The organism is Amycolatopsis sp. NPDC104819, assembly GCF_055583145.1.
The window spans coordinates 88861-103135 of sequence record NZ_JBVJON010000003.1 but is presented as its reverse complement, the minus strand read 5'-3'; the positions used below and the strand labels follow the sequence as shown (position 1 = coordinate 103135).

General features: G+C 73.2%; 13 protein-coding genes. 10 read left to right on the top strand and 3 right to left on the bottom strand.

Annotated elements, in window-relative coordinates; all coding sequences use genetic code 11:
- Window positions 1-3: 3 nt before the first annotated feature.
- The gene (locus ACZ63E_RS09540) at window positions 4-1083 is read left to right on the top strand and encodes a potassium channel family protein (protein WP_465335602.1); all 1080 of its coding nucleotides are present in this window, start codon (window positions 4-6) and stop codon (window positions 1081-1083) included.
- A 104-nt stretch (window positions 1084-1187) separates the two neighbouring features.
- Window positions 1188-1607, top strand: a complete 420-nt coding sequence (locus ACZ63E_RS09535) for a hypothetical protein (protein WP_465336088.1) — start codon at window positions 1188-1190, stop codon at window positions 1605-1607.
- On the opposite strand, the gene ACZ63E_RS09530 is transcribed toward ACZ63E_RS09535, so the two are convergent.
- Window positions 1600-2625, bottom strand: a complete 1026-nt coding sequence (locus ACZ63E_RS09530) for a neutral zinc metallopeptidase (RefSeq protein WP_465335601.1) — start codon at window positions 2623-2625, stop codon at window positions 1600-1602. The two genes, ACZ63E_RS09535 and ACZ63E_RS09530, sit on opposite strands and share 8 nt — an antisense overlap.
- A 250-nt stretch (window positions 2626-2875) precedes the next feature.
- Here ACZ63E_RS09530 and ACZ63E_RS09525 point away from each other — a divergent pair, with 250 nt between their 5' ends.
- Genes ACZ63E_RS09525 through ACZ63E_RS09500 form a run of 6 tightly spaced genes read left to right on the top strand, consistent with a single transcriptional unit; the run spans window position 2876 to window position 8879 of the window.
- On the top strand, window positions 2876-4048 hold the full coding sequence (locus tag ACZ63E_RS09525) for a hypothetical protein (RefSeq protein ID WP_465335600.1): 1173 nt from the start codon (window positions 2876-2878) through the stop codon (window positions 4046-4048).
- Window positions 4042-4683 carry a DUF4129 domain-containing protein gene (locus ACZ63E_RS09520; protein WP_465335599.1) on the top strand — a complete coding sequence of 214 codons (642 nt, stop codon included), beginning with the start codon at window positions 4042-4044 and terminating at the stop codon, window positions 4681-4683. The genes ACZ63E_RS09525 and ACZ63E_RS09520 overlap by 7 nt, the downstream gene beginning before the upstream one ends.
- Window positions 4680-5819, top strand: coding sequence for a DUF4350 domain-containing protein (locus tag ACZ63E_RS09515; protein WP_465335598.1), 1140 nt, complete (start codon window positions 4680-4682; stop codon window positions 5817-5819). The genes ACZ63E_RS09520 and ACZ63E_RS09515 overlap by 4 nt, the downstream gene beginning before the upstream one ends.
- Entirely contained in the window at window positions 5816-6781 is a 966-nt protein-coding gene (locus ACZ63E_RS09510; protein ID WP_465335597.1) for an AAA family ATPase, read from the top strand. Before ACZ63E_RS09515 ends, ACZ63E_RS09510 begins: the two co-directional genes overlap by 4 nt.
- A gap of 1 nt (window position 6782) precedes the next feature.
- Complete coding sequence (locus tag ACZ63E_RS09505) at window positions 6783-8075, top strand: DUF58 domain-containing protein (RefSeq protein ID WP_465335596.1); 1293 nt, start codon at window positions 6783-6785, stop codon at window positions 8073-8075.
- A 48-nt stretch (window positions 8076-8123) separates the two neighbouring features.
- Entirely contained in the window at window positions 8124-8879 is a 756-nt protein-coding gene (locus ACZ63E_RS09500) for an RICIN domain-containing protein (RefSeq protein WP_465335595.1), read from the top strand.
- Here ACZ63E_RS09500 and ACZ63E_RS09495 read toward each other — a convergent pair.
- Entirely contained in the window at window positions 8871-9878 is a 1008-nt protein-coding gene (locus ACZ63E_RS09495) for a stage II sporulation protein M (protein WP_465335594.1), read from the bottom strand. The two genes, ACZ63E_RS09500 and ACZ63E_RS09495, sit on opposite strands and share 9 nt — an antisense overlap.
- A gap of 33 nt (window positions 9879-9911) precedes the next feature.
- Here ACZ63E_RS09495 and ACZ63E_RS09490 point away from each other — a divergent pair, with 33 nt between their 5' ends.
- Complete coding sequence (locus tag ACZ63E_RS09490) at window positions 9912-10850, top strand: RDD family protein (RefSeq protein WP_465335593.1); 939 nt, start codon at window positions 9912-9914, stop codon at window positions 10848-10850.
- A 25-nt stretch (window positions 10851-10875) separates the two neighbouring features.
- On the opposite strand, the gene ACZ63E_RS09485 is transcribed toward ACZ63E_RS09490, so the two are convergent.
- Window positions 10876-12060, bottom strand: a complete 1185-nt coding sequence (locus ACZ63E_RS09485; protein ID WP_465335592.1) for a neutral zinc metallopeptidase — start codon at window positions 12058-12060, stop codon at window positions 10876-10878.
- Window positions 12061-12542: 482 nt separating this feature from the next.
- Between ACZ63E_RS09485 and ACZ63E_RS09480 the strand changes: the two genes are divergently transcribed.
- Window positions 12543-14273: a DUF2207 family protein gene (locus tag ACZ63E_RS09480; RefSeq protein WP_465335591.1), complete on the top strand. Its 1731-nt coding sequence runs from the start codon at window positions 12543-12545 to the stop codon at window positions 14271-14273.
- Window positions 14274-14275: the final 2 nt, after the last annotated feature.

Genomic DNA, 14275 nt, shown 5'->3' with positions numbered 1-14275 from the left:
TGCATGAAGGCGCTGAGGCGGCTGCCGCTCGGCAGCCTCACCGATCGCCCGGACCACGAGCTCGTCGGCGTCCTGCGGATGCCCGAGCTGACGGTCAGCCCCCTGCGCGCCATCCTCAAGCGGGTCATCGGCGCGACCCTCGCCCTGCTGCTGACCGTGGTCATCGTCTACGTCGACCGCGACGGCTACCGCGACGCGAACGGCGACGGCCTGTCCCTGCTGGACAGCCTGTACTACGCCACCGTCTCGCTCTCGACCACCGGCTACGGCGACATCGCGCCCGCGACGTCGTCCGCCCGGCTGGTGAACGTGCTGGTGATCACCCCGCTGCGGGTGCTCTTCCTCATCGTCCTGGTCGGCACGACCCTGGAAGTGCTCACCGAGCGCTCCCGGCAGGCGTTCAAGATCCAGAAGTGGAGGACGAAGGTGCGCGACCACACGGTCGTCGTCGGGTTCGGCACCAAGGGCCGGTCCGCCGTCAACGCGCTGCTCGGCGACGACAACGTCGCCCCGGGCCAGATCGTCGTCGTGGACACCGACCAGCAGGCCCTCGACGCGGCCAGCGCGCTCGGCCTCGTCGCCGTGCACGGCTCGGCCACCCGCTCGGACGTCCTGCGCGTCGCCGCGGTGCAGCACGCCCGCGCGGTGGTCGTCGCCCCGAACCGCGACGACACGGCGGTGCTCGTCACGCTCACCGCCCGCGAGCTGGCGCCCAAGGCGCACATCGTCGCTTCGGTGCGGGAGGCGGAGAACGTCCACCTGCTGAAGCAGTCCGGCGCCGACCAGGTCGTCGTTTCCAGCGAGACGGCCGGGCGGCTGCTCGGCATGGCGACGTCGACGCCGCTGGTCGTCGACATCATGGAGGACCTGCTCACGCCGGAGTCCGGCCTGGCGATCGCCGAGCGGCCGGTCGAGCCGTCGGAGGAGGGCGGGTCGCCGCGGCACCTGCCCGACCTCGTGCTCGGCGTGGTCCGCGACGGCGTCCTCTACCGCGTCGACGCCCCGCAGGCCGACGCCATCGAACCCGGCGACAAGCTGCTCTACGTCAAGAAGGTCACGCAGGCGGAGAAGATCGAGCGATAGGTCCGCTTCGGCACCGAGCGGGACCGGGCCGCCTGGGTTTTGCCCGCCGGATCTGGAACCATGGCCGGGTGCCCCCGCGACCCCTCGCCCTGAAGTGGCCCACGGTGGCGATCCCCGCCGCGGCGGGCCTGCTCGTCGTGCTGCTGGCCTGGCTCGCCGGGCCGGGCCTGCTGGGCATCACCAACGACGACGTGGGCGCACCCGTGCAGGCCGAGGTCACGAAGCCGGCGCCGTGCGACGGGGCGGACGCGGTCGAGACCGTGAAGTTCACCGTCGCGGGCAAGACGCACGAAGGCACGCTGAACGGCTGCGGCCACGGCCAGGGCGAGCGCATCGACGTCGGCGTCCCGGAGGTCCTGCCGGACCAGGGCACGGTCACCGTCCGCGCCGCGGACACCTCGGCCGGCGCCTCGGACGCGCGCCGCCCGATCGGACTGTTCCTGCTGGTGTTCGCGTGCTTCTCCGGCGGGATGTTCGTCTACCTGTGGCTGAGCATCCCGCTGCGCCCCAAGACCGCTAGCTGACCTCGGACGACGGCGCCGCGAAGGTGTTGCAGTCGGCGATCCGGTTGCTCGTCGCGCCCGCCCGCCACCAGGACGCGTAGTGCGCGTTCGTCCCGTGGTCGTGGCTGCGGGACGTGTTGTCGCCGCGGGTCTCCTGGTCGTTCCAGGCCTTGTTGTACATGTCCCGGCTGATCGTGCCGCCCTGGTCGACGTGCGCGCCGAGGAACATGCCCGAGAAGCACTGGGCCTGCAGCTCCTTGCGCCGCGACATCTCGAGCCCGGCCGGGCTGTTCTGGCCGGCCTCGTAGATCTTCTGCCAGGCCGCGTCCATCAGCCCGGCGACCTCCTGGACGTGGTGGCCGTACTCGTGGGCGAACAGGGCCAGGTAGACACCCGGGTTGTTGCCGTACTGGTCGGTCTGCAGCCCGCGGAACGGGACGTACAGGTTGTTCTCGCAGTAGTACGCGGCGGTCGCGATGCCGACCTGGATGGTGCCGCACTCGGTCTCGAAGCTCGCGCCGGTCGGGAAGTGCAGGGCCGGCGAGGTGAACGGCAGGTGGTAGGCCTCGAGGAACGGGCCCCACGCCGCGTCGAGGCACTTGCTGGCGGCCGTGAAGAACGCTTCCGCGCCCGCCTGGGTGCTCCGCCAGGCCGGCAGCGTGCAGACGCGGTTCTGCAGGCCGGCGTTCGGGTCCTGCAGGATCGGGTGGTCGGCCAGCTTGAGGATCTTCTGCGGGCCGGTCGCGCTGGGGGTCTGCACCTCGGTCGACGGGCCGGGGGACGCCGAGGCCGGGGCGCCCGCGCCGCCGGGCGGCAGCTGCGAGGGGGCATCCTGCGACGTCGGCGTGTCGCGGTAGTTCGCGTTCGCCAGCGGGGCCTGGTCGCCGCGGTTGAGGGCCACGATCGCGACCAGCCCGAGCACCAGCACGGCCGCCGCGCCGAGGCACACCCCGATGATCGCGGCCGGTGAGCGGCGCTTCGGGGCGGAGACGGTGTGCGGGTGACCCAGCCACGGGGGAGCCGGTTGCGCATCCGGCACCGGCGGCGGCTGGACGGTTCCGCGAGGCGGTACCTGGCCGTGGGGCGGTTGCGTCACTAGGCAGTCCCGAAGGGTCTCGGTACGGACCGGGGGTACCCGATCCCGCCGTTCAGCATATCGGGGGAACGGGCCCTCTCGCACCCGTCTGTGCGCGAGCGGTCACGACGCACCGACGTCACCCCAGGTCTGGCCGGGTGTGACCGGCTCTGAAAGAGTGGCGGCAAGCACGTACTGCAGGCGAGGGGCTTCGATGACAGACACCGGTGGCGCGCCCGGCGGAGAGGGCGCCGACACGCCGACACCGAGCCAGGGGATCCCCCAGGCTCCCGCCCCTGGATCGGGTGAACCGAAGCCGCCGGAAGGTCACTCGGCGTCACCGGCGACGCCGCCGCGCGGGTGGCAGGCGCCGGATTCGCAGCCCACTCCGCCACCCGGTTGGCAGGCTCCCGGCCCGCCGGCCCCGCCGACCGCGTCGTACGGCATGCCGCAGTACCCCGGCCAGCCGCCGCGGTGGAACCCGCACGGCCTGGGCAAGCCGGGCGTGATCGCGCTGCGGCCGCTCAACATCGGCGACGTCCTCGACGGCGCGATCACCACGATCCGCCGGCTGCCGCTACTGACCCTGGGCATCGGCGCGGTGGTGGCGGTGATCGCCGCGGCCGTCACGTTCGTCGTGCAGAAGTTCGTGCTCACCGACCTCGAGAGCCTCGCGAACACCGCGCAGCTCGGGCCGGGCGCGACCGAGGCGGAGCTGCGTGACGCGCTCTTCGGCACGTTCGGCGACCTCTTCCTGGTCGCCATCCCGGCCGCGCTGATCTCGACGTTGCTGATGACCGTCACCACCGGCCTGATGGCCGCGGTGATGGGCCGGGCCGCGCTCGGCCGCGAGGTCACCTTCGGCGTCGCCTGGGCCGAGGTGCAGCCGCGGCTGCTGCCGCTGCTCGGCGTCGCGTTCGTCTACTCGCTGGTCTCGACCATCGGCCTGATGCTCTGCATCATCCCGGGTGTGGTGGCCTGGGTGTTCTGGGCGCTGGCGGCCCCGGCGCTGGTCCTCGAACGCGGCAGCTTCCGGCAGGCGTTCTCGCGGTCGGTCACGCTCGTCAAGGCCGCCTTCTGGCGGGTGCTCGGCATCCTCGTCCTGGCGCGGATCATCGAGTCGTTCTTCGAGAACATCATCCAGGTGCCCTTCAACCTCGGGTCCGGCGTGTTCTCCGGGATCCTGAACCCGGGCAAGATCGTCGTGCCCGGCACCGGCGATCTGCTGCTGCAGGCGGCCGGGCAGATCGTCTCCGGCACCATCGCGATCCCGTTCGTCACGCTGGTCACCGTGATCGTCTACCTCGACCAGCGGATGCGCCACGAGGGCATGGACATCGAGCTGGCCCGCGCGGCCGGAGTGCAGCAGCCGCCGCAGGCATGGTGACGCTGCTGCTCACCGACGTCCCGGTCGACATCGACCGGGACTCAGCGCGGCGCGCGGCCGCCGAAGAGCTGTCGGACCCGAAGTACCGCGACGCGAAGCCGAACATCCTCCAGCAGGTCGGGCAGTGGCTCGGCGAGCAGCTGCAGAAGCTGCTGGACGGGCTGTCGTCGGTGGTCCCGGGCGGGATCTTCGGGCTGGTGCTGGTCCTCGTGCTGCTGATCGTGCTCGTGGTGGTCGTCCGGCTGCGCACCGGCAAGATCGCCCGCACGGCCCGCGCCGAGCGCGCCGTCTTCGGCGGGGCGCGCCGGAGCGCCGCCGACTACCGCCGCTCGGCGGCCGAAGCCGCGGCCGCCGGCCGGTTCGACGACGCCGTGCGCGACCGCTTCCGAGCCGTCGTGCGGGCGCTGGAGGAACGCGCGCTGCTCGACGCCCGTTCCGGCCGGACGGCCGACGAAGCCGCCATCGAGGCCGGGGTGCTGCTGCCGAACGTCGCGGAAGCGCTGCGGCAGGGGGCGCGGCTCTTCGACGACGTCCACTACGGCGGCCGCGAAGGCACCGAAGCGGCGTACCGGACGCTGACCGAGCTGGACGAGCGCTGCCGCCGTGAACGCCCCGTCGCCTTGGCGGGCCCGTGACCACTTCGGTTTCCCCGGACCTGCGCCGGATCTGGCGCGGCGTGCGGATCCCGCTCGCCCTCGTCGCGCTGATCTTCGCCGCGGGCGCGCTGCTCCTGCTCGGCCGCGGCGAGCAGACGCACGGCATGCTCGAACCCGGCTCCTACGAACCCGGCGGCGCGCACGCGCTGGCGCAGCTGCTGCGCGACCAGGGTGTGGACGTCCGCACCGCGCACACGATCGGGGAAGCCGACAGCGAGATCGGCGAAAACGCGACACTGCTGGTCACCCAGCCGGACCTGGTCCCCGCGAAACGGCTCGACGCGCTGCGCGAGCGCGCCGCCGACGTCGTCCTGGTGACACCGGGCGCGCCGACGCTGCGCGATTCACTGCCGCTGGTGCGGCCGGTCGGCCAGAGCGGCCAGGAGACCCTGAGCCCGCAGTGCACGGTGGCCGCGGCCGTCGCGGCCGGCGACGTCACGCTCGGTGGGGTCGGATACGCCGCACCCGGCGCACGCTCGTGTTACCCCGCCGAGGACGGCGGCGGCACGCTGCTGCAGTTCGCCGACAACGGCGGCACAACGACGCTGCTCGGCTCGTCGGCGCCGCTGACCAACGCGAAGCTCGGCGACCAGGGCAACGCGGCGCTGTCGCTGCACCTGCTCGGGGCGCACCCGACGCTCGTCTGGTACCTGCCGTCGGTGACCGACCCGGCGCTGGACGCCAGCCGGAAGTCGATCTTCGAGCTGATCCCGGACGGCTGGTACTTCGGCGCCGCGCAGGCGTTCATCGCCGTGGCGCTGCTGGCGTTGTGGCGCGCCCGCCGGCTCGGCCCGGTGGTCACCGAGCCGCTGCCGATCGTCGTGCGCGCGGCCGAAACCGCCGAGGGACGCGCCCGGCTGTACCGGCGGGCGAAAGCCGCGGGCCACGCGGGCGAGACACTGCGGGAAGCGGCGCGGGCCCGGCTGCGGACCGCGCTGGGGCTGCCCCGCGACGCCGACGCGGCGGCGCTGGTGAGCTCGGTGAGCGAACGGACCGGACGGCAGGCCGCCGACGTCGGCGCGGTCCTCTACGGCCCGCTGGTGCCGGACGACCCCGCGCTGGTCCGGCTGGCCGGCGAACTGGACAGGGTGGAACGAGAGGCAGGGCGAACTTGACCAGCGAGAATACGACCGGGGCCCGGGACGCGCTGATCGCGCTGCGCGCCGAGGTCGGCAAGGCCGTCGTCGGCAACGACGCCGCCGTCACCGGGCTGATCCTGGCCCTGCTCTGCCGGGGGCACGTGCTGCTCGAAGGCGTCCCCGGCGTCGCGAAGACGCTGCTGGTGCGGGCACTCGCGGCGGCGCTGGACCTGGAGACGACGCGGGTGCAGTTCACGCCGGACCTGATGCCCGGCGACGTCACCGGCTCGATCGTCTACGACGCGCACAGCGGCGAGTTCTCCTTCCGCGAGGGCCCGGTGTTCACGAACCTGCTGCTCGCCGACGAGATCAACCGGACGCCGCCGAAGACGCAGTCGTCGCTGCTGGAGGCGATGGAGGAGCGGCAGGTCTCGCTCGACGGGAAGTCGCGGCCGCTGCCCGACCCGTTCATCGTGATCGCCACCCAGAACCCGGTGGAGTACGAGGGCACCTACCCGCTGCCGGAGGCGCAGCTGGACCGGTTCCTGCTGAAGCTGACCATGCCGACGCCGTCGCGCGAGGACGAGATCGGGATCCTCTGGCGGCACGCGCAGGGCTTCGACCCGCGCAACCTCGCTGCGGCGGGCCTCAAGTCGGTCGCGGGGGCCGCGGAACTGGCGGCCGCGCGCGAAGCCGTCGCGCGTGTGACGATCGGGCCCGAGGTGATCGGGTACGTCGTCGACCTGTGCCGCGCGACGCGGTCCCTGCCGTCGGTGCGGATCGGCGTTTCCCCGCGTGGCGCCACGGCTTTGCTCGCGGTGACGCGCGCGTGGGCGTGGCTCGCCGGACGCGACTACGCGACGCCCGACGACGTCAAGGCGCTGGCGCGGCCCGCGTTGCGGCACCGCCTGGACGTGCGGCCGGAGGCGGAGCTCGAAGGCGTCACCGCGGACGGGGTGCTGGACCGCGTCCTCGCGTCCGTGCCCGTGCCGCGCTGACATGGCCGTCACCGGAAGGCTCGGGCTGCTGGCGCTGTTCGGCGCGCTGGTGGTCGGGCTGCTCGCGCCGTCGGACACCGGGATCCTGGCGGTCGGCGGGGTGCTCCTGCTGCTCGTGGTCGTCGACCTCGTGCTGGCCGGGAGCGTGCGGCCGTTGACCTTCCGGCGGTCCGGCGACACGTCGGTGCGGCTCGGCGAGCCGTGCGAGGTCACGCTGGTCGTCGCGAACCCCGGCGGGCGAACCGTGCGCGGGCTGCTGCGCGACGCGTGGCCGCCTTCGGCCGGTGCGTCGGACCGGCATCCGGTGCGCGTGCCGCCGGGGGAGCGGCGGACGGTGGTGACCTCCTTGAAGCCGTCGCGGCGCGGTGACCGGACGGCGGCGCGGGTGACGGTCCGGTCGGTGGGGCCGTTGGGTTTGGCGGCTCGGCAGGGTTCGCACGAGGTGCCGTGGACGGTTCGTGTGCTGCCGCCGTTCCACAGCCGCAAGCACCTGCCTTCGCGGCTGGCGCGGCTGCAGCAGCTCGACGGCCGCAACGCGGTGCTGATCCGCGGCCAGGGCACGGAGTTCGACTCCCTGCGCGAGTACGTGATCGGCGACGACGTCCGCTCGATCGACTGGCGCGCGACGGCCCGCGCGGCCGACGTGATGGTCCGGACCTGGCGCCCGGAACGTGACCGGCACGTGGTGCTGGTGCTCGACACGGGCCGCGTCTCGGCCGGCCGGGTCGGCGACGCCCCGCGCCTCGACGCGGCGATGGATGCTGCGTTGTTGTTGGCGGCACTGGCTTCCCGCGCCGGTGACCGCGTCGACCTGCTGGCCTACGACCGGCGGCTGCGGGCCGCGGTGCAGGGCTCGTCCGGGGCGGCGCTGCTGACGTCCCTGGTGAACGCGATGGCTCCGCTGGAACCGTCCCTGGTGGAGACGGACGCGCGCGGGATGGTCGCGGAGGTGCTTCAGCGGACCCGCCGTCGTTCGCTGGTCGTGCTGCTGACCGGCCTGGACGCGGCGCCGCTGGAGGAGGGGCTGTTCCCGGTGCTGGGCTCGCTGACCACGCGGCACGAGCTGGTGATCGCGTCGGTGGCGGACCCGAGGGTGGCGGAGATGCTGACCGGCCGCGGTGACGCGGAAGCCGTGTACGACGCGGCGTCGGCGTCGCGAGTGGTGGCCGAGCGGCAGCGCGTGACCGAACGGCTGGCGCGGCACGGCGTGAGTGTGGTGGACGCGGTGCCGGAGGAGCTGCCGCCGGCGTTGGCGGACCGGTACCTGGCGTTGAAGGCGGCCGGGCGGCTCTGACGGGTGACTCCGGTGGTGGGCGTCCGGCCGGCCTGTTAAGCCCGAAGCATGTGGAAGCTCATGGCGGTGGCCCTGGCGATCTCTTCGGCGCCCACGGCTGACGGCGCTCCCGTCTACCTGGCCGACGGCGGCGGCAAGCTGTCGCTGGCGGTGGTGTCCGGGCAGCCGGTCCTGGCCGACGCGGCCGACCCGGGCGCCAAGTGGACCTACGCCGGGCAGCACTTCACGAACGTCCAGAGCGGACAGTGCCTGGCCGCGGCGAGCCCGGTCGACGGCGTCGCGGTGAAGCTGGCGGCCTGCGACGACAAGGACAAACACCAGGCGTGGCGGCGCGTGGCGGGCCTGCCAGGCCTGGTGGAGATCGCGAACGTCGCGACGGCGCGTTGTCTGACGGCGGAAGGCGCGGTCGCGGGCGCCCGCCTGTACCAGGAAGTCTGTTCCCTGACGGGCATCGCGAACACGTGGGCAGCGGGCGGCCGGACCCTGGCGATCCTGTCCGGCAACGGCCAGCGCCTGGCGACGAAGGACCCGGGAGTGCCATTCGTGGTCCGGGTGATCGGCGAAAACGGCCAGCCGGCGGCCGACGTCCCGGTGACGTTCTTCGTCCGGGCGGCACGTCCGAAGAATGTTTTGGTTTTCGACGGTGGCAGTGAGACGGTGACGGTGAAGACGGGCGCGGACGGTTCGGCGTCGAGCCCGAAGCTCGTGTTGACGGAGGTGGGGGAGTTCGAGGCCCGGTTCGTGGGGACGGCGGGGCTGGAGGACGGATCGTCGATCGCCTTCGAGGGCTCGTGCTTATGCTGACTCGGGCAGGGCGTCGCCGATGTCCCGGGCTTCGAGATCGCCGACTTCGCCTTCGTTCGCCGCGCGCCTTCCCAGCGTGAAGACGTACACGAGGAACGCCACCTCGACCACCACACCGATGCCCACGCGGACCCACGTCGGCCAACCCGACGGTGTCACGAACGCTTCGATGATTCCCGTCACGAACAGCACGCACGCCAGCCCGAGTGCCATCACCACCACCGAACGGCCCTGCTCGGCCAGCGCCTGTGACCGCGAACGGCGGCCCGGGTCGATCACCGTCCAGCCGAGCTTCAGGCCGGTGCCCGCCGCGACGAACACCGCCGTCAGCTCCAGGAGGCCGTGGGGGAGCAGCAGGCCGATCATCACGTCGAGGCGGCCCGCCGCGCTCATCGCGCCGATGATCACGCCGGCGTTGAGCGCGTTCAGCCAGAGCCCGCCGATCACCGGCAGGCCGAGCGCGACGCCGAGGAACAGCGACGTCGCCGCCACCCAGGCGTTGTTCGTCCACACCCGCGCCGCGAACGAGCCCGCCGGCCCGGTCGAGTAGTAGCTCTCGGCCTCGCCGCCGGGCTTGGTCAGCTCGTTCAACCCGTCCGGGGAGTCGATCGCCGCCCGGACGTTCGGGTCGTGCGCGACCCACACCGCGATCACCGCCATCACCGCGATCGACACCAGCGCGGCCGGGATCCACCAGCGTCGCGACAGGTAGACCGCGGCCGGGAACCGGCGCGTGAAGAACAGGGCGACCTCGCGCCAAGCGGGGTTGTGCGACCCCGAGATCGCGCTCCGGCCGCGCGCGACCAGCCCGGACAACCGGCCGACCAGCGCCGGGTCGGGCGCGACCGACCGGACGATCGACAGGTGCGTCGCGGTCCGCTGGTAGAGCGTCACCAGCTCGTCGGCCTCGGGCCCGGACAGCTTTCCGCCCCGGCGGGTCAGCTCACCGAGCCGGTTCCACTCCGCCGTGTGCGCCGCGACGAACACGTCCACATCCACGCGACCACCCTATCCGTCGTTACGCTGGGCCCCGTGCACGAGGAATCCGAGCTGGTCACCGGCGAAGCCGTCGTCCTGGACCTGCGGGTGGCCAAGCTCGCCAGCCGCGCCCTGGCGATGGCGCTGGACGTCCTCGTGCAGTTCGTGCTGCTGCTGGGCGCGATCCTGCTGCTGACGGTCGTGGTGCCGGACGCGGACGAAGCGCTCGCGCTGACCCTGATCCTGGTGTTCCTGGTGCTGATCATGGTCGGGTACCCGGTGCTGTTCGAGACGCTCTCGCGCGGCCGCTCGCTGGGCAAGCTGGCCGTGGGCCTGCGCGTGGTGCGCGTCGACGGCGGCCCGATCCGGTTCCGGCACGCGCTGGTGCGCGGGCTCGCCGGGTTCATCGTGGACTTCTGGATGCTCGGGCTGTTCGGCGCGGTCGCGGTGATCGTGTCGCTGTGCTCCTCCGACGGCCGCCGCGTCGGCGACTTCCTCGCCGGGACGCTGGTGGTCCGCGAGCGGGTGCCGGAGAGCGCGGGTTACCCGGCGATCGGCATGCCGCCGGGCCTGGAGGGCTGGGCGGCGCAGCTCGACCTGACGCGTCTGCCGGACGATCTTGCGTTGGCGAGCCGGCAGTTTTTGGCGCGCTTCAGTCAGCTGCGCCCGGAGGCCGCGGAGGCGCTCGGCTGGGGGTTGGCGCAGCAGGTGGGCAACGCTTTGGGGACGCCGATGCCGCCGGGGGTGCCGCCGTGGGCATTCCTGGCGGCGGTGCTCGCGGAACGGCGGCGGCGGGACCAGGCCCGGGCTTTCCAGGCGTATGCGGCTCGGCAGGCGGGGCGGCCGGGCTTTGCGGCGGCGGGGCAGCCCGAAGCTGCGCGGGGACAGGCGTTCGCGCCGCCGAGCCACTTCGCCCCCGCTCCGCAGCCGGATCCGCCGACTCCGCCGTCGGGCGCTCCTGCCGTCGAGAATCCGTTCACCCCGCCGAGCTGAACGCACCGAAGGCCACATTGGGGCGCTAGGACACGTCCCCGGACGCCGAGAGCCACGTGTTGCACTGCTGGTTGCGGTTGGTCGTCGCGCCGTGTTGCCACCAGGAGATGTTGTGGCGGGCGCTGCCGTGGTCGTGCTTGCCGTTGCGGGCGTAGTCGTCGCCGCGGTCCTGGGCGTTCCAGGCCTCGTTGTAGATGTTCTTGTCGACTGAGCCGCCGGAGACCGACGCCGAGCCGAGGAACATCCCCGAGAAGCACTGCGCTTCCAGCTCCATCCGCCGGGACAGCTCCAGCCCGACGGCCGAGTCGGCGCCCGCGTCGTAGCGCTGGTTGCCGTACGCCTCGCTGATGCCGGCCATGTTCTGCACGTGGTGGCCGTACTCGTGGGCCAGGATCGACAGGTACGGGCCGGGATGGTTGCCCCAGACGTCCAGTTCGATGCGGTCCATCGGCATGTAGATCGTGGTGTTGTTCGGGCAGTAGAACGGCGTGACGCCGGTGGTGGTGCCCCCGCCGCCGCAGGGCGTCGAGGATTCGGAGATCGACCCCGGCACCGACAGCTTCGGCGACTCGAACGGCAGCCCGGCCGCGCCGAGGACGCGTGACCACATCGCGTCGAGGCAGGTGATGCCGGACTGGAAGAACCGCTGGACGCTGTTCTGGTCGGTCGCCCAGCGGCTCAGCGAGCAGGGGACGTTCTGCAGGCCGTAGTTCGCGTCCTCGAAGAGCGGGTTGTCCTTGGTGCGCGCGACCGAGCGCGGGCCGGACGGCGTTTGGGACGTCGTCGGGGTTTCGCGTTCGGAGGTGCGGGACGTGGTCCGTTCCGTGGTGGGGGTGGTTTCGGTGGTGCGTTCGGACGTTTCGGTGGTTTCGGTCGGGTAGGTGCTGGAGTACCCGGCGTCGGCGACGTGCCGTTTGTTGCCCCCGGTGAGCGCGATGGCCGCGATCAGCCCCCCGACGACGGCGACGATCCCGATGATCGCGACGGCCACGATGACGCCGGTGTTGGACTTCTTGGCGACGTAGGGCCGGTACCCGGGAGCGAACCGCGGCCCGAAGGGAGTCCCGGGTGGCGGCCCGGCATAACCGGGCGTGAAGACGGGCGGCGCGGCGGCAGCCGGCGGCGGAAGGGGAGTGCCCGGTGGCGGTATGAAGGGGCCGGTCGGCGGGCCGGTGTAGCCGTGGGGGTAGGGCGCGGTCTGCGGGGGCATGCCTTGCGGCGGCGGCCATCCGCCGGGTGCCTGGGGCGGTCGGCCTTGGTTCGGAGCACCGCCCGGCCACTGCGACGGCTGGCCCGGCGCACCGCCGGGACCGTGCGACCCTTGGCCCGGCGCGCCGCCAGGGCCTTGGGGTGGCTGGCCCGGAGCACCACTCGGCGCCTGCCCCGGTTGCCCGCCCTGCCCAGGCCCGTGGGGCGCCTGCCCGCCTTGCTGGCCCGGCGCACCACCCGGCCCACCCTGCCCCGGCCGGCCCGGCGGCAACGGCCGCACCCCCGGCGGCGGCAGCGGCGCTCGCCCCGGTGGCAGCGGGCGGCGCGGGTCGTGGGGACCCGGGCCGTGTGGACCCGGGCCCTGCGGGCCTTGCGTCATCGAGTGGAACCCCCCGTGCGTTCTCCGCGTCGAAAGCGGCGTACCTGCGGTGATCTCGCCGTTCCGGGCGTCAGCATAGATCGGGTGCTCTAGTGTGTGGTGCTGTGTTGAGGAAATGGGGGACGGCCGCCGCGGTGGCCGGGCTGCTGGCCATCGGGGGGACCGCCGCCGCGCAGACCGGGCCGTCCGCCGGCCCCACCCTGCCCAACCCGCCGAGTGACCTCGTCAAGAAGCCGCAGCTGCTCGACGGCAACCAGGTCCAGCCGCCGGCTCCCGACGGCACCAGCGCCGACGTCGCCCTCAAAGTCCTCCGTGACGGCTCCCTGTCCGTCACCGAGAAGGTCACCGTGCCGGGCGGGCAGCAGCTCACCTCGCGCGTGCCGCTGCGGGTCGCCGCCGGGGACGAGCAGGACCGCGTCTTCACCGTCCGCGACGTCAAGACCGAAGGCGCCGCCACCAGCCAGCTCACCGGTGACCAGCTCGTCCTCACCTTCACCGGCGGCTCCTCGACCGTCACCTACCTCGTCGACGGCGCCGTCGCCGACCAGAGCGGCCGCCAGCAGGCGCGCTGGCAGGTCGCGAGCGGCTTCGACGCCCCGCTGGCCAAGCTCACCGCCTCCTTCCTCGCGCCGTCGCCGGAGCTGTCCCCTGTGGACTGTTTCGCCGGCCCGACCGGCTCGAGCCGGCGCTGCACCCTCGCCGAGCTCGACCACACCGGCGTTGTGCGCCTGGAGCAGAACGACGTCCAGCCCGGCGAACGGGTCGACCTGCTCGTCGGCCTGCCCGCGGGCACCACACCCGCCAACGCCGTGTTCGCCGACATCGGCCTGCTGGCAGGCGCCTTCGCGCTGACCCCGCTGACCGGCGCCGGTTTCGCCGTGCTGCTCCTGTTCCTCGTCGCCGGCGGGCTCTTCGTGTGGCGCCGCCGCAAGCAGGACGCGGGCGCGCTGCACACCACCACCGGCCCGGTCGAGGTGCTGCTGCGCGACGGCGACCGCGTCTTCTTCGCCAGTCCCGACGGGGTGCTGCCCGGCCAGGTCGGCACGGTCGTCGACGAGACCGTCGACGTCGTCGACATCAGCGCCACCGTCGTCGACCTCGCCGTCCGCAACTACCTCTGGCTCGCCGAACTGCCGGGCCAGGACTGGCAGCTCGCCCGCCGCAACCCGCCGGACGAGCACCTCCACGACTTCGAACGCGCCGTCTACGAAACCCTGCTGCCGCCGGGCACCGAGACGGTCCTGGTGTCGCAGCTGCGTGCCCGCGGCGGCCTCGACCTGCGCCGGATCAGCGACGCGATGTACACCGACGTCGTCACCAAGCGCTGGTTCTCCCGCCGCCCGGACACCGCTCGCGGCCGCCTGACCTGGCTCGGCGCCGGGATCTTCGCGCTCGGCCTGGTCACCACCGCGGTGCTCACCTTCACGGTCGGCGACGCGCTGCTCGGCGTCGCGGTCGCCCTGGCCGGGCTCGCCGTGGCCGCGGCCGCCGCGCTGCTGCCGTCGCGCACCGCGCGCGGCCGGGTGCTGGCCGGGCAGGTCCGCGGCCTGCTCGACTACCTGCACACCGCCAAGGCCGAGGACATCCCGCCCGCCGACCGCGAGCTGGTGTTCTCCCGGTCGCTGCCGTACGCGGTCGTGCTGGGCGACACCGAACGCTGGCTGGGCGCCTTCGCCGCGCTCAACCCGGCGTCGGACGGCTCGGCCGGCCTGTACTGGTACGGCGGAATGGAGGCCGACAGCGACCTGCGCCGCTTCGGCACGCGCTTCCCGTCCTTCTTGACCGCGCTCGACGGGCTGCTCACCGAGGCCGGCCGCGCCGCCGCGTCCCGCTGACC

Bases quoted from the DNA above. Each gene is read 5' to 3' on its own strand.
- ACZ63E_RS09505 (WP_465335596.1), top strand. From the start codon at position 6,783: ATGGCCGTCACCGGAAGGCTCGGGCTGCTGGCGCTGTTCGGCGCGCTG.
- ACZ63E_RS09520 (WP_465335599.1), top strand. From the start codon at position 4,042: ATGGTGACGCTGCTGCTCACCGACGTCCCGGTCGACATCGACCGGGAC.
- ACZ63E_RS09525 (WP_465335600.1), top strand. From the start codon at position 2,876: ATGACAGACACCGGTGGCGCGCCCGGCGGAGAGGGCGCCGACACGCCG.
- ACZ63E_RS09500 (WP_465335595.1), top strand. From the start codon at position 8,124: ATGTGGAAGCTCATGGCGGTGGCCCTGGCGATCTCTTCGGCGCCCACG.
- ACZ63E_RS09540 (WP_465335602.1), top strand. From the start codon at position 4: ATGAAGGCGCTGAGGCGGCTGCCGCTCGGCAGCCTCACCGATCGCCCG.
- ACZ63E_RS09485 (WP_465335592.1), bottom strand. From the start codon at position 12,060: ATGCCCCCGCAGACCGCGCCCTACCCCCACGGCTACACCGGCCCGCCG.